The following is a 22,257-nucleotide window of genomic DNA, read 5'->3' as shown; positions in this document are numbered from 1 at the left end:
TCTGTGAGCCATCCGGCATCTTTCTTGCTGCAATGATCATTCTGACAGGGAGGAGGCATTGTTCAATTCACAATAATTTGCACCTTAATTGGCTGCGAGGTGGCAGATTGCCCGGTAGCTGATTGTGCGATAGCGGTAACGGTCGCGGTAACCTTTGTGTTATGCTGGAAAGTTTGCACTGCAATTTTCCAGGGGACAGAGGCATTACCCTGGCTGTCGGTAGTTACGGTACTGCTATTATAGAATCCTGGCAGGGCATTATAAATAACCGTAAGCTTCACACTTACACCTGGCTTGTTGGTATGAATGCTGACCGAGAGCGTGGTTCTATTTTGGGCCTGACCGGGCAGGCCATTGCAATCGACAGTGAGAGGTGTATTAGGATCTGGAGTGGGGGTAGGAGGGGCCGTTGGAGCTGTTGTAGGAAGAATGGCAGGCACAATAGTTGGAATGGGAGTTGGTTGCGCGGTCGGAACTGGTGTGGGCGTGTTCTGGCTGACAACAGACACTTTTGCTCCAGGCGTTGTAGCGCTTGCAGAATTGGTGGATGAGGGCTGAGCTGATGAAAAAATCCAGCTGGTGAGGAGAATTGCTCCAACCAGACCAGAGAGGAGAATAGTTCCTATAGCAATGAACAGTACTTTATAGGCAGGATCAGATTTCCAGAGCTGGCCCATTCTCTGTACAGGATTTTTGGGAAGGGGAGAGGCTGGCTGCCGAATAAGTTGTTCTGGCCCAATAGGTTTGCGGACAAACCGCTCTGTTGGAGCACTATGTGGTGTCCATTGTTGTGATCCAGGTTGCTGCTGGACAGGAGTAGAGGGATCTGGCTGATTATTAAACATAGTCTCGCTCCTCTTGACTGCAATCTATGCCACATTTCAATTGCGAGTTAAAATGTCATAAGCTCGTTCGTTTGAGTTTGAGTATAGGTCATAGAGTGGCAACTGTAAATGTATGGCTGTGTCTCACCCAAAAAGTGCTATCTGTTTGAGAACCTGTGTGGGCAAGAGTGAGCTGAGCTCTGATGCGGCCAGTATCGTCACGGTCGGGCCGATTGGATGCCAGTGCAGTGGATTACTGGGACCAAAGAGCGCTATAGTTGGAAGCCCTGACAGGGCCGCCAGATGTGTAATGCCACTATCGTTCCCTAGATAGCAATAGCACCGGCGTAGTTGTTGAGCTAGCTGCAACAGAGGCAGGTTGAGCCAGAGTGTGAGAGCACCTTGAAATGGTGGAACTGGCAAGAGCTCCTGGAGCAGCGAGACCCGTTCGTGTTCAGCCGGACCACCAAGGAGCACGACTGCTCTCTCTCTTTCCCATAGTCCTGTAATAACCTGCGCAAAAGCGGCTGGTGGCCAGCATTTTTCTTTGCCACCACTGCCGGGATGTATTGCTATCTGAGCTCTTTGGAGCGGTAGATCTTCCTCTCCAGGAAAGCAATCAGCTAGATAGGCATGTTGGTGTGAAAGTAGTCCGGGGAGAGCCAGCGTTCGGGCCAGATGATCGACGCAATGGAGCGTATCGTTCATCGCCGGTTTTCCTGGAGCAACAGTCACGCGTGGAATAGCGGCGGCTCTGAGATTGCGCTCGACGACCCCTTCGGTATCTTGAAGCCAGCAGATTGCCCAGTCTATCTGCTCAGGCAATCCAGCCAGAAGAGGGCGTGTTGTCATATGATGGGGAATAAAGAGTCGGCCCCAGCGGGGCTCCTCATAGTCAAAGGTTGCTGTGACCGGGCCAGTGGCTTGCAGGAGTGGGAGGAGCGCTGTATTTCCAACGAAGAGAATCTCGCATGGCGCGTACTGCTCCTGTAATGCCTGTAAGATCGGTACCACCAATAACGTATCCCCCAGCGCTCCGGGTCGGATCATCAGAATGCGCATCTCTGCCCTTCCATCTTTTATAGTTTTGCCAGCTATGGGCAGCCGTCTCCAGTTTTTTTTACTTGCGAGCCAGCCATAAGACCTCAAAAATAACGCCACCGGCCAGAAGGAGGAGACCATTAACAATGCTCCAACTGTATAAGGCCAGAAGAAGCAGGTTCAGAAGCAGCACAAACGAAACAAGGATGCTCTGATACAGAGCAGAACGTAGCCGCAGTCCATAGCCATAGTGTGCCAGGAGGCGGCGGCCTGAGACAAAAATCACGAGCGTGCCAGTACTCATGAACGCAACGAACAAGAACAGAAACACAAATGGTAGCGCCGCTGGTGCCGTGGGCGGAACAAAGCGTGTAAAGAGAAGAATACAGCCCCATGACACCAGAGCACTAAGAGCCAGAACAGCGAGCGAGAGACGCTTAGACATCCTTACCTCAACAGATTAAAGCCCCGATTTCCGTTGAGCGGAGCCTCAGTACGTTTACGGCTCTCCTGTGTCTCCTGACTAAAATAGCGCTGCCAGAGATCGGGAGCATCCTTACTTTCACCACCATGTGGAGTATAGCGCGTTCGCACACGGCAGATAACTGGTGTGTTCACCGCAGCACCAGCAACAATGACCTGACCCTTAGAGAGCGCTGGAAGGTTATCGAGCAGGTCACGTCCAACACCTTCAATGGCAGCGCCAACACTCTTCTGGTCAATCTCATTCACGATACGCATAATACATTGCGTCTGACACTGGCTGAGCACATCTGAATCCAGTTTACCTGGTCGCTGGCTAATCAGACCGACCCCAATGCCAAATTTGCGGCCCTCAGCCAGGACCTGCTTAAGAATAGCAGTTGAGACGACCTCTGTTCCACCCGGGGCAAAGTGATGAGCTTCTTCCAGTAGCACAAAGACAGGATAGGGGAGATACGACTCGCCAGATTGTACTTTGCCGCGCTCAGTATCCATACGAGCCTGGTTAAGGCGGCGCAAGAGAGTTGCAACGATGACCTGTTGATCGCGTTCATCGATCTCATTGAGCTGTAAGACCGTACATTGACCGGGCTTAAAGATTTCTGGGAGGTCGAGATGCTGTGTATCATCAAAGGTAAAGCTATGTTCAAAGCGTTGCTCCACGCGCCAGGTCAGAGCATGCACCGTACTGGAATCGTCGGCCCCTTCGCTCTCTTCATCGGTCTTCTGACGTGAGACGGCTTTAATGGCCTGTTTGAGATCGGCGGCGCTCCAGGGAGTCCCGCGTTTCCCCTCAGTAACTTTGCGCAGCGCTCGACTGAGCAGATATTGCTGTTTTTCAGTCATCTCAGGCAAGAGCTGGCGCATATCACCAATATTCAGCGTTGAGATGCGGACCTTCACCTGATCGGGTTTGTAGATGCGGACATTGGCCTGATAGCTATTGCCGCGGCCATCCCCCTCTTCCGTAAACTGGCGTGCATTAGCAATCTGATCCAGCGTACTGTATTCGCCGTGGGGATCAATGATCAGCACACAGGCCTTGTTCTGCGGCTGCATCAGCTCCTCAATCACAACGCTTGCTAAATAGCTTTTACCCGCGCCAGTGCTAGCAATAATCGCCATATGGGTACTGACAATATCCTTAACGGAGAGCACAATCGGCACCGCCCCGGGAGCGCGCGTCAAGAGAGAGCCAATCGTAGCCGAGCCTGGCTGCCCATTCTGTTTGCGCGAAAGGATCTCCGTCAGCATCTGATCATCGGCGAGATAAATTTTTTTGCCCGATTGTGGCGGAATCCAGGGATTGATAAACGAGCCAGTGGAGTGGTCATAGTAGCCCATAATTGCAACATGCAGCTCGAACAATTCATTGGTATGGGCATTGTAGCCCACCATCGCAGCTACCTCAGTGGGAGAGACCTCGGGCTCACCCAGAAACGTATCGGGGTAGAGCTGTAGAGGAACACGTTTGAGCACCCGACCGAGGACGCGGCGAACCACCGGGCCAGCGCCATTCAGAGACGTTTCAAGCAGCTCATAGTAGACATATTCGCCGTTTTTGAGCACCTGTTCATCATCGCGTGAGACAAACGTATATTCATGAGTAGATTCACCAGGGCCCTTTGTGATTCCCACAGGTTTACGTGGAGGCTGAGCAGCGGCCTGGCGGATCTGATTGATCATCATTGGACTGTTCCTTTGCTAACCTGTCGTCTCCACTTTTAGTCGCCAGGCAAAATTTCGCTTTACAATCGAAAGCACCGCCAGATTTTGTGGAAAGAGCCGTTCTAATTGATCGATAATCCGGAGGGTCACCATTGGTAGCAAGCTGCTACGTTGAGCAATAATGTGTGGAAGATAGCCCATATGCAGATAGGGCTCACCGGAGACAGCTTCAGCATTCGTCGTATCGCTAAAATAGTGGAAAGCGCAGACCTCATCATCATGCATCGTCTCAATCTCGCTTCCTAATTCAAGCGAGAGCAGCGGGACCCCATGCATAACGGAGAGCAGTTCGGCCTCCCCATCGGGCCTCTGGCGTTGTTCCATCATGCCCAGGACCATAATATAGATCAGAACAGCCTTCTCAGAGATGTAATCGGGGGAGAAGAGCTCCACCTGCGTCTCATTTGAGAGGCGTGGGCCAAGCGAGCCAAAGGCCGGATTGAGCAGAATCGTATCATAGATCACCCCTACGGCATAGGTTATTGGTTCCTGGCTCAGCCCAAGAGCATAATCAAGCGCGAGATTGGGATCTTCGTTCTGATTAGAGCGGATCGCAATCCGTACAAAACGCCCGAAGGAATAATCGGCGGGGTTGGGCTCGATCTCCACTTCTCGCGGGCCATAGATCTGGCAAACATAATTGATATGTGAATCCGACTTCACAATCTTCCCGATAAACATCGTAATCTTACATCCTCTTCCAGAGAGCATGCTCTCTGGCCCCAACTGCCTATGAGCAGAGGGGGAAGATACCGTTAAGAGAGCATCTACAAAAACAGACTAAGCGGCCTGGGTGATCCATACAAAAGGAAAGAGAGCGAAAGGGCTCAAATTTAGAACATCTGGTTTGGCGGCATTATATCACATTGAGGACTTTTGCGTTGACTGTTCAAACCAATAGTACCTCTGGGTAGAATATCATCATTTCTGGAGAGGTGATAGATCGCCACGGGTGGGAGTAGTACCTCTAGTCCAAACTGATCAGGCCTCTTGCATCTTTGAATGGCTCAGTTTAGGATAGAAGATGGTTTTAACTGCCCATTTGAACTTAATTGGAGGGATGTCATGTCCACCGAAAAACAGACAAAGGTGCCACATCGTCCATTAGAGGTTGATAGATACGTCGACGCATTCTTATCAACCGTCTGTGATACCAGTCGGCGCTATATTTTAGAGCTTCTCGCCCTGCCGATAGATGGTAAAGACCCTGACCTTCCTGAATGGCGTTCAGGCGATATTGCCAGATCAATTGGACTCTCTGCTGCAACGACCTCAGAACATCTTCGACAGCTTTCTGATGCTGGTCTGGTGGCCTCAAGGCGCGAAGGGAATGTTGTCTACTATCGTCTGCGCAATCATCTCCTTGTGCAGGCATTTCAGGATCTGCTACGTGCCCTGGATACTGATTATGCCACAAGCAGGAATGAAAATTAAGCAGGCTTACTCATAATTTATTCACAATAAAATATTCGAAACGGACAATGAGTAGTTCAACCTACGAGTTTTTCGATGGTTTGTAAGAAATCATCGAGATCAATTGGCTTGTTCATACCAAATATGTGTCGTTTTTCCAACTCTTTTTGAGGCAGACGAGCACTCATCATGAGAGCAGGAATATTGGTCAGCTCTTCATGCGCATGGAGCTGGTCATAGAGCTCTATGCCATTCATGCGTGGGAGCTGATAATCAAGGATAAACAGATTGGGTTTGATACTTTTCACAACTTTGAGAGCTTCAAACCCATCTGAAACGAGGATTGCCAGCATATCAGTCTCCTGGGTAATTGCTTCAACCAGAACTTCCCCAATATTGGCATCATCCTCGACAACAAGGACTGTTTTAGTGTTTTTCACTGTCCTCTTAATCTTCTGGTCTCCATTATGGGCCATGTACAATGCTCCACTAAAAAATAGTACCGTTAGCGCTCCTTGCCTCTACAATTTCGGCAGGAAACGAAATTGTATTTAGACTATACCACGTTTTGTTGTGGAAAGATAGTTATCTTTATTAGAAAGCCAAAAAGGGCAAATACACTCAGCCAAATAGTCCTTTTCGCAGTTTCAATCTTGTTTCGTTATCCATCATGCTAAATACGAAGAAACTATTCCAGGGGAAGAGAGTGGGCTTGCGTAATGGAGAGCCAGCTCCCTTTTTGAAAAGGGAGAGTTAGATAGCTTCGCTCCAGAAAAAGAGGACCCGGCAGCCCCGTCTGCCAGGTCCCCTCTCTTTATGCCTCAAGAAACTGCTTTAGAAGGCACCAATTCCATTGGGTGTTCCCAGGCCGGTTGGTCCGTCATAGCCATTGCCAGCCGTACAGAGGTAGGAGCCATTACAGTTTCCATTACTGCCACTAGTGACATCATTGAGATCGCCAGGATCGTTGTAGAGAGATTCTGCAGCATTGAGCGAACTGGCATTTCCTGCCAATGCATAGACACTGGCAATAATCGGTGAGGAGACGCTTGTACCACCGAAGACGAGCCAGCCAGCTACGCCATAGGTATCATAGACCGAGACGCCAGTTGCAGGATCAGCCACAGCCGAGACATCGGCGATAGTACGATGTGAGCAATCGGGGTCTGATTGCCAGGTGGGTTTACTTTCATAACTTGTGCAACCACTGCCAGCACCACTCCAGGCACTTTCGATCCAACCGCGAGGATCATTGCTGCTGGCGTGCAGAGATGTACCTCCTACTCCGACAACAGTATTATAGCCCGCAGGTACTTCGACACCATAGCCGGAATCACCAGTACTGGCAGTAATAATTACGCCCGGGTGATTGTAGTATGAAGCATAGAGGAATGATAAAAACGATTCCCCTCCACCATAACTATTGCTAACTGTCGTCGCTCCTAGACTGACTGCGGTATTTACAGCTGTTCCTAAGTTTGCGAAGGAAGCACTATCCCCTTCGACAAGTAAAATATTACATAAAGGACAAACAGCGCTCACCATATCTAAATCAAGCGAGATCTCTTCAGACCACCCGGTATTGCCAGCGGGGTAGTTTGTGCCTCCACGCTGATCCACTTTTGAGAAGCAGCCATTGGCTGTTGAACATTCTGGCAGGCCAAACTGTGCTCGATAGACCGCCAGATCAGATTCTGCATTGGGATCATCATAGGCGTCTACGATTGCGACAGTCTGCCCGCTTCCCAGAGAAGAAGAGGGAAGATTATAGGCTGACTGAAGATCTGCCGGATTGAGTCCACCGGGTGAACTGGCAAAGGGAGTCACTCCCTTGCTATTTTTATCAACAAGGATTGCATTACAATGAGCCTGTCCAGAGACAATCGTTGTGCACACATGGTGTGACACCAATTTATGGACGTTGGAGGTGACTGACTGCGCAAAAGTAGGTGTGACAGTTCCAAAGAAAGCAAAAGAGAAGACCGCAAATAGCGAGGTAAGGAGACGGAGTATGTTCTTCAAGATGGATTCCTTTCCCCATGCATCATGCACATGAGTAATTCCTACATATGCTCATTCTCACAACAAAGAGTTATGATCACAGGACAAGATAGAGCCCGCTTCACCTGGGAGGGGAAGCTGATATGGAAATCAATGAAAGGATTTGAAGCATAGAAACTCGGGGTAACTTCCATGCTGTATTCTCCGCATACAATCATTATATGCTTATTTCTATGCATCAATTATCTAGAGCACCCTACCATTCTAGAATGGAACTAGATGCTTATAAGTAATTATAATTATAAAATGACAAATGTCAATTCTAAAATTGACTGATTTGTATCACGCTTTTTAAATTGAGCAGTGGTGTTTAATATGAATAACTTTTTTTAATCTAAAAAATCAGTTTAAGGTATATATTTCATCTATATACCCTTTGCACAATGAGCGAAAGTAGAGTGATTGGATAGAAAGTAACCATTTGTGAGTCCTGGGGGCGCCCGCATTCTAGAAAGAAGGACCTTTTTTCTGTTGACGTGAAAAATTTGCGGTCATGATAAAAAAAGATAAGACGTGTCTTTGTAGAGAAATCCAATATGATATAATGGGGCGGTGACCAGAAGGGTTATTCTATGTCATTTTTATACGCCTGGGCCCTTGCCATGAGTCCCGTCCATCGCGTATAACTAAACATGTGGAAAATATCCGCTCAAAAGTGCTATGCCCGACACGTGTTGGCATAGTCAGTGATTACCTCAATAGAGCATGGGAGGTATGTGATCTCTCTCTTCTATTTGAGTAAGGAGTGATGTTTACATGGCTTTTGAACTTCCAAAATTGCCGTACGACTACAGCGCGCTCGAGCCGTACATTGATACCCAGACAATGCAGTTGCATCATGATAAGCACCATGCAACCTATGTGACCAATCTCAATAACGCTTTACAGGGCCACGACTTTGCTAATCTTCCTATCGAGCAGGTTATTCGTCGCCTGAATGAAGTGCCTGAGAGCGCCCGCACTGCTGTTCGCAATAATGGTGGTGGACATATTAACCATACCATGTTCTGGGAGATCATGACTCCTGGCGGTAGCAAGACGCCAACCGGCGAACTGGCCAGCGCTATTGATGCGACCTTCGGATCGTTTGATGCTTTCAAGACGGCTTTCAATGATGCTGGCGTGAAGCGTTTTGGTTCCGGTTGGGCCTGGCTTGTGCTGGATAAGAGTGGTAAGCTGGCAATCACCTCGACCGCCAATCAGGATAGCCCTTTCATTGATGGCAACTATCCCGTTCTTGGCAATGATGTCTGGGAGCATGCCTACTATCTGAAGTACCAGAACCGCCGCCCCGAGTACCTCGGTGCCTGGTGGAATGTGGTCAACTGGGATATCGTGGGCGATCGCTACAAGACAGCCTTAAGCCACAAGTAAGAGCCTGTTGGATCTTCTTCTTCGGGTAAGCCACTCTGGCTTACCCGATTTTTTGTCTGCACTCCTGGTAAGTATTCACTATCTTCTGGTAAGTACTCACGATCTTCGGTTCAGTGAGTAATCACAATCTCTGGCTCACTCACTCCAAAGCGCACTACACCGGCGATGCCACAGGCGATCATCGTGAGAGCACAGAGCCCGATCCCCACACCGATGCTCAGATGGGCAAAGAATGGAACGGCCAGTGAGAGTCCAAGAGCTCCCCCCACGCTGGAGAGAACCATGCGCAGACTATAGACCTTTCCTAATTCAGAGGCTGGTAGCTCGGTCTGCATCATGATTGCCATACTGATATCCTCCATCGGGCCGCCAAGTGCCGCTACGGCTGTTCCTATCATTGCCAGAGGCAGATTATGGGCCAGAGCTAGAATGAGGAAGCCAGCTCCCAGGATAATATTGCCCAGAAAGATGCTGAGGGTCCGGCGCTGTATGGTGATACTTCCAATCACGAGATTGCTGAGCACATTGCCAACCCCATAGGCACCCACAATCAGACCGTATGCCCCGACATTACCGGTCAGGGTCCGATCAACAAAGAGTGGCACGCCAACGATAAAAGCAGCCCCCCAGACAATATTGAGGATGCCGTTACTGACGATGGCCCAGGCCAATGCACGATGGCTGTGTACCAGTTGAATGGCATCGCGAATTTCATGAAGAATGCTGGCCAGTCCAGTTGTTTTGTGCACCGATTGATCTGGCCGCCAGACGAAGTTTCGTCCCAGGAAGAAGATAGCCAGAGCAGAGATGGCAAAACTGATAGCATCGAGGGTAAAAAAGTGTGGGAGAGGCAGAAAGACAATCAGAACTCCTGCCAGACTCGGTCCAATCGCCAGGGCGATGCGACTGGTGACATCCATCAGACCATTCGTCGCCTGTAAGGTTTTGACGTCTCCTGAGAGGCTGGGGAGACTGGCCTGGAGGGCTGGATTAAAAAGGGCTCCCAGGCTGCCGATGATAATGGCTGCTATGACAAGATGCCAGAGCTGCAATCTTCCAAAAAAGGCCAGAAGCGGCAGAATGGCGACCGTAACGGCGCGTATGCAATCGACTGTGAGCATCACATAGCGTCGATTCCAACGGTCGGCAAAGACTCCTCCCAGTAGACCAAAGATGAGGAGTGATCCAGTCTCTGCGGCAGCGACCAGGCCAGCTCCACTACCAGCTTGCTTCACGGCAATCCACATCACGGCAATCTGATAGAAATAATCTCCCATGGACGAGAGGACCTGGCCCACCCATAAGAGTGCAATTGCACGATTCCCCAAAGCCTTTATGAAATTCATGAATGCGCATCCTTCTTTTTTTAATCGCTGTGTATGTATATGTAGATATGTATAAGGGGGAGCTTACCGTGTTTTTGGACAGCAAGCAATTCGATTATGACTACCTTTTGCATGGGATATTTGTACAGTCCAACTATAATCCAGTCTCTCTGCTATCCATCCCCTGCTGAGAAGCAAAGCACAGCCTTGCATATCTCTCAAAACGCTCTCAGACGGCAGAATGTCTTGACACGAGCAGCAATCTCCTCTACAATCTAATTAGACTTACATCTATGTAGAAGGAGGTAAAAACTAGATGTCTGATCGGTCTGCTGGCAGCCATCGTTTTGAGTTCACCTTTTTACAAGAGTGGGCTGTGCAGCCGGAGCGTTTATTAACCGAACATGAGCAAGCCCTGCTACGAAAGACAAGATGTTTATTGCAGACTGCCGATGAAGTAGTGATCTTCTTAGGGGGCAAAGCGGGCCGTCTGGGTGAATGTGTGGTAGGGACGGGCCTGTTAGAAGCGAGTCTGCAGGCGCTGATAGCGCTAGAGAGAGCCGGGCTCCCCATCCAGATCGTCGTAGATCAAGGGAGCGTTGAACTATTTGCTGAACCATATTATCAGAGCAAATATTGGCCAGCTATCACTATTACCTCTGCCATTTCATCAGAGGAGTTAACGGAACAGATCTGCCAGACTGCTGAGCAGAAGACGGTCTTGATCCTGGATTTTCATGGAGAGCACGATGGTCTGCCTTATCTCGAACTGCGGGAGCTGGCGGATAAGCAGGTAACAATCGCAACGTTGGGGCATCTCTTTCGTGTGGGCCTGCGTAGCTATGCGCAGCGTGGACAGGATCGCCGCTATGCTGATTTTATTGAGAATCTCTTTTATCTGTCTCCTCATACGATTGATGGATCGGCTGCGCAGCCGCACATCTTGTTGTCCGACGAAGATCGAAAACTCTACGAGGAATTGGCAAGTAGATATGAGCTTGATCAAGAGGCGCTTCAGATTATCTGTTTTTTTCAATCGGTAGTGGTTGCAAAATGTTATGAGCGGTGGGATGAAGTACTTTACTTGCTCTGTTCCTATTTTGCCAGACATTTTCCGCAGCAGAAGCTCAATTTCTTGCTGGCCTGTGGTCCGGATGAGAATCTCCCAGGAGGGTTCAAGAAAGCGGATATGGAGGAATGGTTGCAGGATTTTACTGGAGTCAACCAGAATGCTCGCGTCGTTATTCAGCAGACGGATACACTCATTGAACTGAGCGTATTAACTAATCATGCGATACTGGCCCTCTCCAATGATACTGGACCAGGCCATATTGCAGGTGCATTGCGTATTCCGACGATTACGCCATTTCTGCCCGGCAACCTGTATTCACGTCGTGTCTGGTCTTCAACTACCTGGCATCGAGGTATTACAGTCGAGCCGAACCCTTACAGCTATCAACAGCTCGAGTCAGCCATCATCTGGGGAAAGACAGAGATTATCAATAGCATTCCACCAGACGAGATTTATGAGGCCGCTATCGCCAGCCTGCCACTAGAATTTCAGGTCTGCTCTACTTGCTAGCCATAGCCCATCGTTTATCTGTTGACTTGAAGCGGAAGCACCCTCTTTGATGCATCATGCTCTATCATCATTGATCAGTTATTCTGACTCAACCAAAGGTACTGGAACTCTTTGCGCCCTACGATGGTCTTGCTAAGATTCTCACTACTGGATTCTCAACAATCTGTCAGCTTCATACTGCGTCTTCTTGTACATCAATCAACCAATCTCATTCCTATATTCAGGAATATCCGGAGGAGCCTGTGAAAACTCTTTTCTGCACTACTATAACTCCCAATGCTCTGCGTTTGATCCGCCGTTATGAAGGAGACGTTGTCGAGACGGAAGCCATCGTCTGCCATTATATGACAGAGGAGCCCAGCCGAGATCGAGCCGGGAACATCGTTGATGGTGCCTATATTATGACCTTCCCCAATAAAGAGGCTATCTGCTACTCTATTTCGGGCGAGATTGCCCATCTGCCTGCTGCTATTCTTGAGTAACTCTGTGCGCTCTGCCACCTGATGTGAAACCATCATAGCACGTTATAATTTGCGAAGCTTGACCTCTTCAGTAAAATGATCCTTCCCTTTGCGAAGAATGAGTTGTGCTCTTTCTCGCGTGGGAAGGATATTTTCCTGGAGATTTGGGCCATTGATGGCCGCCCAGATGGAGTGAGCAGTCGCCATAGCCTCATCTACTGAGAGATCAGCATAGCGTTTAAAGTAGGAAGAAGGATCGCGGAATGCCGTCTCGCGCAGCGTTAAAAAACGTTCCAGATACCAGTGTTCAATAATCTTTTCTTCGGCATCCACATAGATTGTAAAGTCAAAAAAATCTGAGACGAAGGGGCGATTGTGCTGTCGTGATTGATTATCACCAGTCTGCAAGACGTTCAGGCCCTCGACAATTAAGATATCGGGCTGGTGAATCGTTTGCATCTGATCAGGGATGATGTCATAAATCAGATGAGAATACATCGGAACTTGAACCTCAGGCGTGCCAGCTTTTAGCGCCGCCAGACAACGGACCAGCCGTTTGACATCATAACTTTCTGGAAACCCTTTCTGCTGCATGAGATTGCGCTCTTCAAGGACCCGATTGGGCCAGAGAAAGCCATCGGTTGTAATCAATTCAACATGTGGCCGCGAGGGCCAGTCTGAGAGAAGCGCTTGAAGCAGACGAGCTGTAGTACTTTTGCCGACAGCCACACTCCCAGCTATGCCAATTACGTAGGGGACCTGGGCAGCAGAACGAGCCAGAAACGTAGCGGTTGCCGTATGGAGATTCTGTACCGCCGTTACATACAGATTGAGCAGGCGCGAGAGCGGCAGATAGATCTGTTCGACCTCCATCAATGAGATGCGGTCATTGAGACTACGCAGGGAGAGCAGGCGCTCTTCAGAGAGCGTAAGAGGGGTTGAGGCACGCAACCGGGCCCACTCTTCACGCGAGAAGACCAGGTAGCGTGAATGATGATCCGATTGGCGGATTGAAAAATCTTTCTGCATGATAATCGTTTGCCTGGCCAGGTCGAACCTGAGAGCATAACCTGGATCCAGCTCATCCTTTCGATATGATTTCATCAGACAGCCCCATTCAGAGTCTTCCTAATTTATCACATCTGTAGCATTCTGACGAGATCTACCCTTGACTTTTAACATTAGGGCGTGCTAATATCCGACTGTGTTGCTAGGATATTAGCACGCCCTAATGTTGCTGACTTTATTTCACATGCACGGGGCGAAAAGAGTTGTGTCACACAACGCAAAAATTTTTGTCTGGCAGGCAGTATTTTGAGCCAGACCATATAAAATAGTATTGGTTGGAGAAGAACAATGTCAAGCAGATCTATCGATGTGGCAGGAGTACGAGCGCTCTGGCGTACTGTGCTCCGTATAATACTGATTCTGGCGGGAATCCTTATTGTAGGAGTGCTTGTCTGGCAAGGCATTACCGCTTCGGGCACTCCTGATCCGACTGCACCACATCTTGATCATAATGCAGTCATTTTAAATACCGCCATTCTTGTGTTTCGTGAGGGTCTGGAGGCTATTCTGGTCCTGTCGGCGTTAACTGCAAGTCTCGTAAAATCCAACCAATCCTATCGTAAGCCGATCACGATTGGCTCGGGAATCGGCTTTTTAGCCACCGTTGCTACCTGGTTTGTCGCTATTGCAATCATTGATGCGGTAAGCGCGCCAGCTCTGGATATTCAGGCTGGTACTGGCCTGCTAGCCATTATCGTTCTGTTAATCATTATGAACTGGTTCTTCCATAAGATCTACTGGACTGGCTGGATCTCTTTACATAACAAGCGCCGCAAAGAGATTATGAAGGATGCTGGTAGCAATCAGGCAAAGACAAATTTCGGTCTGGCCATGCTGGGGCTCTCGGCCATGTATCGTGAAGGTTTCGAGGTAGTCCTGTTCTTACAGAGTTTGCGGCTCCAGGTGGGGGCTCAGACCGTTCTGATGGGCGTCTCAATCGGACTCTTCTTCACCGCTATTGTGGGACTGTTGACCTTTAAGTTCCACCATAAGTTACCCTATAAGAAGATGCTGGTCCTTACTGGCGTGATGCTTGGCATTGTTCTGGTCGTGATGGTTGGTGAGAGCATTCAAGAGATGCAGCTGGCACATTGGATCTCTAGCACACCAGTCAATCTGCCAATTCCAGGCTGGATGGGCCTCTGGTTTGCCGTCTTCCCCAACTATGAGGGGCTTATCTCTCAAGTTGTTGCGGCGTTGCTGGTGGTTGGCTCCTACTTTTCAGCCGAATACTTCAAAATCTGGCGTCCACGCCGTCAGGCTGAACAAGCTGCTAAACAGAATATCATGAGTACGACCAGCACCAGATAAGCGGGTAAGAGCTTCGAGTCGTGGCTCTTGAAGATACAGGGCCATTTTAAGAGCAGGAGCGAGCGAAAAAGATGATCGTCTTTTTCGCTCGCTCCTGCTCTGTGTTGTAACCTTTTGGTCCGGTTCTGGTATCTACAGGCAGAAGCGCAAAAAAAATTGGGAAGGACAACGATGAAGCTTTCGGAACAGATGCTCCCCACATTACTGGCACAGGATCTGCGACAGTATTTTCAACCCATGGTTGAGTGCTATCAGCAGCGTTTGTTTATCTTTGCGCTACGCCTGACAGGGAATGCCCAGGAGGCGGAAGATATTGTACAGGAAGCGTTTGTACATGCCTATCTCTCCTTAAAAAAATATCCTGCCTGGCGTGTGCAGACACTTAAACTGCAACCCTGGCTCTACAAAATCACGATTCATTCTTTCGATCATCATGTACGTGGTGCGCGGTTGCAGGTAGTCTCTTCTGGTCTTTTTGAGGATAGCTCGGTCATAGAGATGGAAGAGAGAACAGAAGAGCAGCCAGAGATCATCTTTGAAACGCAAGAGCAGCAGGCAGAGCTAGAGGCGCTGGTGGCGCAGCTCCCAGAACGCTATCGTCTGGTTATTACCTGTTATTATTTTGAGCAACTCAGCTATCGTGAGATTGCTGAGCTCCTGGACCTCTCCCTGGCGGCAGTGAAGGTTAATCTCCATCGTGGTGTAAAACAATTAAGGATGTTCTTACAAGCGCAGACGTTGGTCCGCGACAAAGCGTAAAAGAGGAGGCCAGGATGGAAAATGAGACTGAACAGCAGCCTGAACCTGCAACAATAGATGGATCAGCAACAGGTGTACAGGCTCCAGCCTCGTTGTTAGCAACAGTATTGAGCCGAATTGAGCAGCAGGAAGAATATGAACAAAGGGTAGAGGAGCTCTCAGTCCTGCGACAGGTCCAGTTACTCAGTCATACGCAGTGGGAGCTACGAGTCGCGGCCCTGGAGGCCCTATCAGCCCATCCAAATGAGGCTCTGATCGATCCCCTTCTCATCGCCTGTCATGATGATGAACCCCAGGTGCGCGTGGCAGCGATACAGGCCTTGGGGGCACTGGGTTCGCAGGCTCCGTTAGAGCAATTTGTCTTAAGCCTGCGCGACCAGGACTGGCAGGTGCGTGAGATGACGGTCCTTACGTTGGGTCAATTGGCAATGAGCTATGGGCAGACTGTGATGCCGCTATTGAAGTCTGCTCTACAAGACACCAGTAGTAGCGTACGTGTATCGGCTCAATCTGCTCTGGAATATGCGCAACAGAGCATTGAGGTGCGTACAGTCCAGAAACAGCAGTTACGTCCGTTTTTTCATGGCGTTTACTCATTGAGCCTCACAGGACAGGCATACGAGATATTTTATCATGCTATGCTGGTCTTTCGCGCTCAACTGACTCTCATGATTGGGCGTTGGAAGGTACCTGCGCTTCTCCTCCTGTTAAGCTATGCTGCTGTGTTGTTTGTTACCATGGCCTTTGACCACACACCAGGCCATCAGGCAGCGGCAACCAGTTTGACGCTGGTCTGTCTGCTTTCGACCATGCTGGGCATCGCCTTTACCATTGATATTCGCGCTGAAGAAGGCATGGAGATTGCTCTGGCAACCCCAACTTCGCTCCGTTTGCTCCTCTTTAGCCGTTTTCTCGGCATCGTGAGTTTAAATACCCTGGCAGCATCGGGGGCCTCAGTTATGATTGCGCTGCTGTATCAGCAAGGTTTCTGGGGAATTTTGCAGCTCTGGCTGGAACCTCTCTGCCTTATCGCCTCAGTACTTCTGGTATTAACAATCCTTGTGGGGGCGTGGTGGTCCTGTCTAAGCATGTTTCTCTATGGTCTGGTGCAGGCCCAGAGGCTCAACGAGCCAATCATACCGCTGATAATGGCACCACAATGGCAATTCTGTCTGATGATCATCTGTCTGGTCGTCGCGTTTTCTATCGCGCCGTGTCAGATCAGGGGCTTTAAAGAATTATAAGAGGAGTGCTGGTTCATCATGTTGCGTGATCGTTTATGGTATGAGCTCAAATTAGGCTGGCGCGTGATCGTGGGTGTTCCGATGTGTGCAATGGGAATAGTTGTGTTATTCACGCTGCTCCAATACTTTTTACATCAGAGTGTAACGCGAACCTGGCTGTCCGGCCTGGAGATGTTTCTGCCCCTTTCGGCTGGTATCGTCGCGACCTCATTGCTCTCTCAGGATAAAGCAATTGAACTGCAATTAACCATGCCCAGGAGCTATGGTACGACGAATAGCTTACGGCTGGGGATCATTTTCGTCTGGAGCGCACTCCTGGCCTGTTGCTGTCTGATTGGCATCGAACTCAATACATTACTCCCTTTGCCAGCTTTTCAGCAGAGCTGGACGCCTATGGCTCGGGTGGCGACCTTACAATTGCTCTGGCTGGCCCCGTTACTCTTCTTTCTCAGCCTGGGCTTCTGTCTGGCGTTGATCATTCAGAGCCGGACTGCCAGTGGAGCTCTACTGGGTGGAATCTGGCTGGTAGCCATCCTGTTTGTTGATACCATTGCCAGTGTGCCCTGGCTGAGACCATTTCTTCTTTTTCCATCGACCCTGCTGACCTTTCCTCTGGAGCACGTTTCACAGACTCATTTTACGCTTTACTGGTGGAATACGCGCTGGGACCAGTTAGTCCTGAGCCTTCTGTTTTTTATCGCAGCCTGGCTCCTGTCACAGAACACAGAGCGCTTACTGAAAGGTTCAACTGAAGAATGAAACAGCACTTTCACCTCTTTCTGGGGATAGTACGGTATGAATTTCTGATGCAGCTGCGTCGGCGTTCGCTATGGATTACATTTCTCATTTTTACTCTTTTGATCCTGGTTGAATATGGTCAGGGCTCCAGTCGGCTGGATAAAACCGTTCCATTATTGCTGGCCCAGATGCCTTTACTGGCCGTTGCTGCGCATTGGGCCTTTAACGCGACTACATTTCTGCCCATCTGTGTAGGTGCCTTACTGGCTGATCGCTATACACGGGATCGGCGCACACATGTTGATGAGCTTTTAACCACCATGCCCGTGTTTTTGCGCTCGCGTCTGTTTGGAAAATATATTGGGAGCCTGCTGGCAACGTTGATTCCAATGTTCCTGGTCTATTCGGGCCTGATTGGCTACACTCTTTCGGTCTCACACAACTGGCTCCTTATTCCGTATGCCCTGGAAACATTTATCGTCATCGCGTTGCCAGGAGTATTGTTTGCAGGTGCTTTTTCGATTGCCGTTCCTGCTGTCCTGTGGGTGCCGCTCTATCAGTTCTTGTTCATTTGCTACTGGTTCTGGAATACGCTCTGGTTTCATGCAGACCTCTTTAATCTGGGCCGAACAATTTTAGCCCCGACTGGCCTGTATATTGCATTTGGATTCTATGATCTGGGGCGTTACGAAGATACGAAGGGGCCGCATGGTGATCCTGGTATTCATTCCTCCCCATTATTAGCAATCGAGAGCACCCTCCTGTTGATTGCGCTTGCCATCCTGGTCATTTTTGCTCTGGAAGGGTATATCCGTTTGCGCCGGGCTCTTCAATAGCGCTGCCATGTGTAGAGATCTAATCTATGAAATGAAATGAGAACGATGAGAAAGAAGGAACGAGATGCAGATTCAGATTCAGGGATTAGCGAAGACCTATCGTAGTAAAGTGGAGGCATTGAAAGGGATTGACCTGACGATTCCTAATGGAATGTACGGTCTTCTGGGCCCAAATGGAGCCGGGAAGACAACGTTTATGCGTATTCTCGCGGGGATTCTTCATCCAACCAGTGGGACTATTCAGGTTGGTCATTTTGATGGTACCACTGCACAGGGGATGGCGCAGATCAAGCGCATATTGGGCTATCTCCCACAGGATCTAGGCATGTATCCTGATCTCAGTGCGCGTGAATTTCTGGACTATGTGGGGATTCTCAAAGGACTGGATAATCGGCAAGCGCGAAAGCACCGTGTGGATGAGTTATTAGAGATGGTTGCGTTAAGCAATGTCGCGTCCCGTAAGATTAAGACCTTTTCAGGGGGAATGAAGCGCCGGGTTGGGATTGCGCAGGCCCTGCTGAATGATCCGCAGCTATTGATTGTAGATGAGCCGACAGCTGGATTAGACCCTGAAGAGCGCATTCGTTTTCGCAATCTCCTCTCAGATCTAGGTGGCAATCGGACTGTGCTGCTTTCGACTCATATTGTTGAAGATATTGCACAGACCTGTCAGAACCTGGCAGTAATGAAGAGCGGCCAGGTTATCTTTCAGGGGACGATTGTACAGATGCTAGAGGAGGCGCGCGGTAAGGTCTGGATTGTAACAACCAGCGGTCCAAAACCAGAGGGCGACCTCATGGTAGTCTCCACATTGAACATGGGGACTACCGTACAATATCGAGTCATTGGTCAGCGTGTGGTGAACGGTATTCCTGCTGATCCTACGTTGGAAGATGGCTATGTCTGGCTGATGCACGAGCAGCGTACGGGTATGTCTGCCTCAGCATACTAAAAAACAGGGAGATAGCGTTCGACCTCCCACGAGTGGACTTGCTGGCTATAATCGGTCCACTCAATGCTTTTGGCATCGATAAAGCCCTCATAGATTGAATCGCCCAGTGTATCGCGAATTAATGCATCGTCGCTCATCAGATCCAATGCCTCGCGAAGGGTTGCGGGCAGAAGTTGAGCACGTGGGCGGAGGCGTTCGCTTTCATCATGGAGGAAGATATTCTCGTCCATGGCAGGTGGGAGGGTAAGCTTGCGCTCGATGCCATCGAGTCCTGCCCGCAGCATTACCGCCAGGGCAAGATGAGGATTGCAACTGGCATCGGCGCCCCGTAATTCGATCCGCATCGATGAGTGGGGATCTGATCCTAATCGTGGAACGCGAATGAGCGCCTGACGATTCACCCGGCCCCAATTGACAAAGACCGGTGCTTCATAGCCACGAACCAATCGTTTATAAGAATTGACCAGAGGGGCCAGGAGTGCGCACATAGCTCGTGCGTGGGCGAGCTGACCGGCGATAAAGCCTCGTCCGATATCTGAGAGACTATACTCATTATGCTCATCAACAAACGCGTTTTTCCCCGTCTCCAGGCTCATCAGTTGTTGATGGATATGCATACCCGAGCCATTGACACCATAGAAGGGTTTAGGGAGAAAGGTTGCATAGAGTCCATGCTGAGCTGCAATAGCCTTAATCACATATTTAGCCGTCATCAGTCCATCAGCAATCTGGAGGACATCGCCACTTGCCAGATCAATCTCATGCTGACCCTCAGCCACTTCATGATGGCTGGCCTCAATCTTAATGCCCATCTGTTGGAGAGCCTGCACCATCTGACTGCGAACGGTCACGGCAAAGTCGGTTGAGAGATCAAAATAGCTTCCGCGATCATGTGGAAGTGGAACAGGCGTCTTATCCTCGTAGCGGAGCAGGAAGAACTCTAACTCGGGGGCTACGCGATACGTAAAGCCCAGATTATTAGCCTGTTCAATTGCCTGTTGAAGAGCGGCGCGGGGATCGCCATCGAAGCGCTCGCCATCGGGAGTGCGGACATCACAGATCACGCGCCCTAAGATCTCGCTATCGGATGAGAGATCGCTAGAGCCTTTGCGTTGTGATGAAGAGGGGCGAACCTTGCCAGGGAGGACCGCAAACGTTGCAATATCTGGATGCAGATACATATCGCTTTCGGCCACGCGAACGAAGCCCTCTAAAGCAGAGCCATCAAACCACTTTCCATGTTCCACACAATCGGCGAACTGTTCCACTGGAATCGTCACACATTTGGCCATACCAACCACGTCGGTAAATTCCAGGTTGATAAAGCGGACTCGCTCGTTTTTAATCATGGCCATGACCTGCTCATAGCTGGGGTGTGATTTTCTCTCTGGCATCCTTTTGCTCCTCTGCTCGCACTACTTATCTCCGTTGACAATAGTTGACAATATAGGCGAGGGCTCTGATTACTGTTTCTTTTCTCTATATTCATGACTGTACAAGTATGACTGTGCAAGTCTGGTTGTGCAAATAATTGTACAATCATTGCGGGCAATACTGATTACCAATATATCAATGTACCAATTGCTAAGTGCTAAGTGCGCAATTTCTTCGCATTGTCACACGTTCAGAATTGCCTGTCAAGAGAGCTCATAGGTAATGTTTTGTTGCTGTCGTCAGGAAGTATTTTCTATACTCTTTATTAGTCAATCTTACTAAAAGTATATCGTTATCAGGAAGCGTTATAAGGTAGACGAAGGAGGTCGTAATGGAGAAAGTTCAAGGGCAGCCGAAGAAGTCGGGGCAGAGGCGATGGTGGCTGATCCTGTCCTCTATTGTGCTGGTGCTGGCTATTGCGGGTGCCATACTCTACAAGCAGTGGCCAGCCATTAGCTACAAGGTAACAGGGGCTCAAGTTCCAGTTAATGCTGCGGGTACGACCCTGCTTCAACTGCCCAAAGGTTTTCAAGCCGAGGTGTTTGCCAGTGGTCTGACCAGTCCTCGTATGTTGACCATTGGACCAGATGGGACGTTATTTGCGGCAGAGCGCGGAACAGGCTCCATTCTCGCTTTCCCTGCTTCTCAACATGCAGGCTCACCTGGCGAAAAAGTGGTAGTTGCCAGTGGTTTAAACGATCCAACCAGCCTCTCTTTCAATGATGGAGAGCTGTATGTTGGAGAAGCTTCTCAGGTGAGCCGTCTGACGCTGGATCAGCATTATCACATGACCAACAAACAGGTTATTGTGTCTAATCTGCCCACGGGAGGCAATCATGTGACGCGAACGGTGCTGGTCGGCCCGGATAAGATGCTCTATGTCTCGATTGGTTCTACCTGCAATGTCTGCATTGAGACGAATGAGCAACGTGCAACCGTCTGGCAGTATAACCTGGATGGAACAGGTGGTCATTTATACGCGAAAGGGCTACGTAATGCCGTTGGTCTGGCAACGAATCCCTGGAAGCAGCAGGTCTGGGCAACGAACAATGGACGGGATCTATTGGGCGATAACATTCCACCTGAGACGGTCTACGCTCTGCAAAGTGGCGGAGATTATGGCTGGCCTCGCTGTCATGCAGGCGAGCTCATTGATCCTGATTATGGGCATGCAGGTGATTGTACTGGCATCATCAAGCCGGTTGTGAAGATGCAGGCTCACTCAGCACCATTGGGGCTGGCCTTTTATACTGCAAAGCAGTTCCCCAACAGCTATCAAGGCATGTTTATCGCCTTCCATGGATCGTGGAATCGCAGCGTCCCAACGGGCTATAAAGTCGTCTTTGTGCCACTCAATGCGCAGGGTGAGGTCAGCGGACAGGTTCAAGATTTTGCGACTGGCTGGTTAGATAGCAAAATGGCTCAGCATGGTCGACCCGTGGGCCTGGCCGTAGGGCCTGATGGGTCACTCTATGTCAGCGACGATGGAGCCGGTATCATCTATCGCATTAGCTATCATGGTTAGTACGGCTATCATTGCGGTCTGTGTGTATTGATAGGTACGCATTGTATGTGTAATCAAGAGAGCAAGAAGAGTAACTTGTGAGGATCTCTTCTTGCTCT

21 protein-coding genes are annotated in these 22,257 nt (G+C 49.6%); 11 read left to right on the top strand and 10 right to left on the bottom strand.

Going from position 1 to position 22,257, the window contains the following annotated elements; translation table 11 throughout:
• Positions 1-62 precede the first annotated feature (62 nt).
• The 5 genes from EL628_RS00490 to EL628_RS00470 all read right to left on the bottom strand — a co-directional run bounded on the left by EL628_RS00490 (position 63) and on the right by EL628_RS00470 (position 4,757).
• Positions 63-845 (bottom strand): hypothetical protein, encoded by a 783-nt coding sequence (locus EL628_RS00490; RefSeq protein WP_126577852.1) that lies wholly within the window; start codon positions 843-845, stop codon positions 63-65.
• Between the two features lie 123 nt (positions 846-968).
• Complete coding sequence (locus EL628_RS00485) at positions 969-1,886, bottom strand: glycosyltransferase family 9 protein (protein ID WP_161975175.1); 918 nt, start codon at positions 1,884-1,886, stop codon at positions 969-971.
• 58 nt (positions 1,887-1,944) lie between these two features.
• On the bottom strand, positions 1,945-2,310 hold the full coding sequence (locus EL628_RS00480) for a hypothetical protein (RefSeq protein ID WP_126577850.1): 366 nt from the start codon (positions 2,308-2,310) through the stop codon (positions 1,945-1,947).
• A gap of 2 nt (positions 2,311-2,312) precedes the next feature.
• On the bottom strand, positions 2,313-4,037 hold the full coding sequence (locus tag EL628_RS00475; RefSeq protein ID WP_126577849.1) for an ATP-binding protein: 1,725 nt from the start codon (positions 4,035-4,037) through the stop codon (positions 2,313-2,315).
• Positions 4,038-4,052: 15 nt separating this feature from the next.
• Complete coding sequence (locus EL628_RS00470; RefSeq protein WP_126577848.1) at positions 4,053-4,757, bottom strand: DUF8166 family protein; 705 nt, start codon at positions 4,755-4,757, stop codon at positions 4,053-4,055.
• Positions 4,758-5,141: 384 nt separating this feature from the next.
• Between EL628_RS00470 and EL628_RS00465 the strand changes: the two genes are divergently transcribed.
• Complete coding sequence (locus EL628_RS00465) at positions 5,142-5,510, top strand: ArsR/SmtB family transcription factor (protein WP_161975174.1); 369 nt, start codon at positions 5,142-5,144, stop codon at positions 5,508-5,510.
• Between the two features lie 56 nt (positions 5,511-5,566).
• Here EL628_RS00465 and EL628_RS00460 read toward each other — a convergent pair whose 3' ends face one another.
• Both EL628_RS00460 and EL628_RS00455 read right to left on the bottom strand, forming a co-directional pair.
• A complete protein-coding gene (locus EL628_RS00460) occupies positions 5,567-5,965 on the bottom strand; it encodes a response regulator (protein WP_126577846.1) in 399 nt (132 codons plus the stop codon).
• Between the two features lie 358 nt (positions 5,966-6,323).
• Positions 6,324-7,511: a S53 family peptidase gene (locus EL628_RS00455; RefSeq protein WP_218028851.1), complete on the bottom strand. Its 1,188-nt coding sequence runs from the start codon at positions 7,509-7,511 to the stop codon at positions 6,324-6,326.
• A gap of 795 nt (positions 7,512-8,306) precedes the next feature.
• Here EL628_RS00455 and EL628_RS00450 point away from each other — a divergent pair.
• The gene (locus EL628_RS00450; RefSeq protein WP_126577845.1) at positions 8,307-8,924 is read left to right on the top strand and encodes a superoxide dismutase; all 618 of its coding nucleotides are present in this window, start codon (positions 8,307-8,309) and stop codon (positions 8,922-8,924) included.
• 110 nt (positions 8,925-9,034) lie between these two features.
• Here EL628_RS00450 and EL628_RS00445 read toward each other — a convergent pair whose 3' ends face one another.
• Positions 9,035-10,270: an MFS transporter gene (locus EL628_RS00445; protein ID WP_126577844.1), complete on the bottom strand. Its 1,236-nt coding sequence runs from the start codon at positions 10,268-10,270 to the stop codon at positions 9,035-9,037.
• 295 nt (positions 10,271-10,565) lie between these two features.
• On the opposite strand from EL628_RS00445, the gene EL628_RS00440 reads away from it, so the two are divergent.
• Both EL628_RS00440 and EL628_RS00435 read left to right on the top strand, forming a co-directional pair.
• Positions 10,566-11,831, top strand: coding sequence for a glycosyltransferase family 9 protein (locus EL628_RS00440; RefSeq protein ID WP_126577843.1), 1,266 nt, complete (start codon positions 10,566-10,568; stop codon positions 11,829-11,831).
• Between the two features lie 242 nt (positions 11,832-12,073).
• Complete coding sequence (locus EL628_RS00435) at positions 12,074-12,313, top strand: hypothetical protein (protein WP_126577842.1); 240 nt, start codon at positions 12,074-12,076, stop codon at positions 12,311-12,313.
• Between the two features lie 42 nt (positions 12,314-12,355).
• Here the strand turns inward: EL628_RS00435 and coaA are convergent, their stop codons facing one another.
• The gene (gene coaA / locus EL628_RS00430) at positions 12,356-13,321 is read right to left on the bottom strand and encodes a type I pantothenate kinase (protein WP_126581835.1); all 966 of its coding nucleotides are present in this window, start codon (positions 13,319-13,321) and stop codon (positions 12,356-12,358) included.
• A gap of 327 nt (positions 13,322-13,648) precedes the next feature.
• Here coaA and EL628_RS00425 point away from each other — a divergent pair, with 327 nt between their 5' ends.
• The 6 genes from EL628_RS00425 (at position 13,649) to EL628_RS00400 (ending at position 19,200) form a co-directional block, all read left to right on the top strand.
• Entirely contained in the window at positions 13,649-14,671 is a 1,023-nt protein-coding gene (locus EL628_RS00425; RefSeq protein WP_126577841.1) for an FTR1 family iron permease, read from the top strand.
• Positions 14,672-14,842: 171 nt separating this feature from the next.
• A complete protein-coding gene (locus EL628_RS00420; protein ID WP_126577840.1) occupies positions 14,843-15,430 on the top strand; it encodes an RNA polymerase sigma factor in 588 nt (195 codons plus the stop codon).
• Between the two features lie 14 nt (positions 15,431-15,444).
• Positions 15,445-16,674 carry a HEAT repeat domain-containing protein gene (locus EL628_RS00415; RefSeq protein WP_126577839.1) on the top strand — a complete coding sequence of 410 codons (1,230 nt, stop codon included), beginning with the start codon at positions 15,445-15,447 and terminating at the stop codon, positions 16,672-16,674.
• Between the two features lie 18 nt (positions 16,675-16,692).
• Positions 16,693-17,433: a hypothetical protein gene (locus tag EL628_RS00410; RefSeq protein ID WP_126577838.1), complete on the top strand. Its 741-nt coding sequence runs from the start codon at positions 16,693-16,695 to the stop codon at positions 17,431-17,433.
• Complete coding sequence (locus EL628_RS00405) at positions 17,430-18,248, top strand: ABC transporter permease (protein ID WP_126577837.1); 819 nt, start codon at positions 17,430-17,432, stop codon at positions 18,246-18,248. Before EL628_RS00410 ends, EL628_RS00405 begins: the two co-directional genes overlap by 4 nt.
• A gap of 64 nt (positions 18,249-18,312) precedes the next feature.
• Complete coding sequence (locus EL628_RS00400; RefSeq protein ID WP_126577836.1) at positions 18,313-19,200, top strand: ABC transporter ATP-binding protein; 888 nt, start codon at positions 18,313-18,315, stop codon at positions 19,198-19,200.
• Here EL628_RS00400 and EL628_RS00395 read toward each other — a convergent pair.
• Positions 19,197-20,594 (bottom strand): glutamine synthetase family protein, encoded by a 1,398-nt coding sequence (locus EL628_RS00395; protein WP_126577835.1) that lies wholly within the window; start codon positions 20,592-20,594, stop codon positions 19,197-19,199. The two genes, EL628_RS00400 and EL628_RS00395, sit on opposite strands and share 4 nt — an antisense overlap.
• 371 nt (positions 20,595-20,965) lie before the next feature.
• On the opposite strand from EL628_RS00395, the gene EL628_RS00390 reads away from it, so the two are divergent.
• Positions 20,966-22,159 carry a PQQ-dependent sugar dehydrogenase gene (locus tag EL628_RS00390; RefSeq protein WP_126577834.1) on the top strand — a complete coding sequence of 398 codons (1,194 nt, stop codon included), beginning with the start codon at positions 20,966-20,968 and terminating at the stop codon, positions 22,157-22,159.
• The last annotated feature ends 98 nt before the right edge of the window (positions 22,160-22,257 follow it).

Origin of the sequence: Tengunoibacter tsumagoiensis, from assembly GCF_003967535.1 — a bacterium.
Classification (GTDB): Bacteria; Chloroflexota; Ktedonobacteria; order Ktedonobacterales; family Ktedonobacteraceae; genus Tengunoibacter; species Tengunoibacter tsumagoiensis.
Note: the sequence above shows the minus strand (reverse complement) of the source record. Positions and strands in the feature narration are given on the sequence as shown.

Coding starts and splice junctions, on each gene's coding strand:
- EL628_RS00485 (WP_161975175.1), bottom strand. CDS start 1,886: ATGCGCATTCTGATGATCCGACCCGGAGCGCTGGGGGATACGTTATTG.
- EL628_RS00420 (WP_126577840.1), top strand. CDS start 14,843: ATGAAGCTTTCGGAACAGATGCTCCCCACATTACTGGCACAGGATCTG.
- EL628_RS00445 (WP_126577844.1), bottom strand. CDS start 10,270: ATGAATTTCATAAAGGCTTTGGGGAATCGTGCAATTGCACTCTTATGG.
- EL628_RS00395 (WP_126577835.1), bottom strand. CDS start 20,594: ATGCCAGAGAGAAAATCACACCCCAGCTATGAGCAGGTCATGGCCATG.
- EL628_RS00440 (WP_126577843.1), top strand. CDS start 10,566: ATGTCTGATCGGTCTGCTGGCAGCCATCGTTTTGAGTTCACCTTTTTA.
- EL628_RS00425 (WP_126577841.1), top strand. CDS start 13,649: ATGTCAAGCAGATCTATCGATGTGGCAGGAGTACGAGCGCTCTGGCGT.
- EL628_RS00460 (WP_126577846.1), bottom strand. CDS start 5,965: ATGGCCCATAATGGAGACCAGAAGATTAAGAGGACAGTGAAAAACACT.
- EL628_RS00390 (WP_126577834.1), top strand. CDS start 20,966: ATGGAGAAAGTTCAAGGGCAGCCGAAGAAGTCGGGGCAGAGGCGATGG.
- EL628_RS00415 (WP_126577839.1), top strand. CDS start 15,445: ATGGAAAATGAGACTGAACAGCAGCCTGAACCTGCAACAATAGATGGA.
- EL628_RS00470 (WP_126577848.1), bottom strand. CDS start 4,757: ATGTTTATCGGGAAGATTGTGAAGTCGGATTCACATATCAATTATGTT.
- coaA (WP_126581835.1), bottom strand. CDS start 13,321: ATGCAGAAAGATTTTTCAATCCGCCAATCGGATCATCATTCACGCTAC.
- EL628_RS00490 (WP_126577852.1), bottom strand. CDS start 845: ATGTTTAATAATCAGCCAGATCCCTCTACTCCTGTCCAGCAGCAACCT.
- EL628_RS00405 (WP_126577837.1), top strand. CDS start 17,430: ATGAAACAGCACTTTCACCTCTTTCTGGGGATAGTACGGTATGAATTT.
- EL628_RS00480 (WP_126577850.1), bottom strand. CDS start 2,310: ATGTCTAAGCGTCTCTCGCTCGCTGTTCTGGCTCTTAGTGCTCTGGTG.
- EL628_RS00450 (WP_126577845.1), top strand. CDS start 8,307: ATGGCTTTTGAACTTCCAAAATTGCCGTACGACTACAGCGCGCTCGAG.
- EL628_RS00400 (WP_126577836.1), top strand. CDS start 18,313: ATGCAGATTCAGATTCAGGGATTAGCGAAGACCTATCGTAGTAAAGTG.
- EL628_RS00475 (WP_126577849.1), bottom strand. CDS start 4,037: ATGATGATCAATCAGATCCGCCAGGCCGCTGCTCAGCCTCCACGTAAA.
- EL628_RS00465 (WP_161975174.1), top strand. CDS start 5,142: ATGTCCACCGAAAAACAGACAAAGGTGCCACATCGTCCATTAGAGGTT.
- EL628_RS00410 (WP_126577838.1), top strand. CDS start 16,693: ATGTTGCGTGATCGTTTATGGTATGAGCTCAAATTAGGCTGGCGCGTG.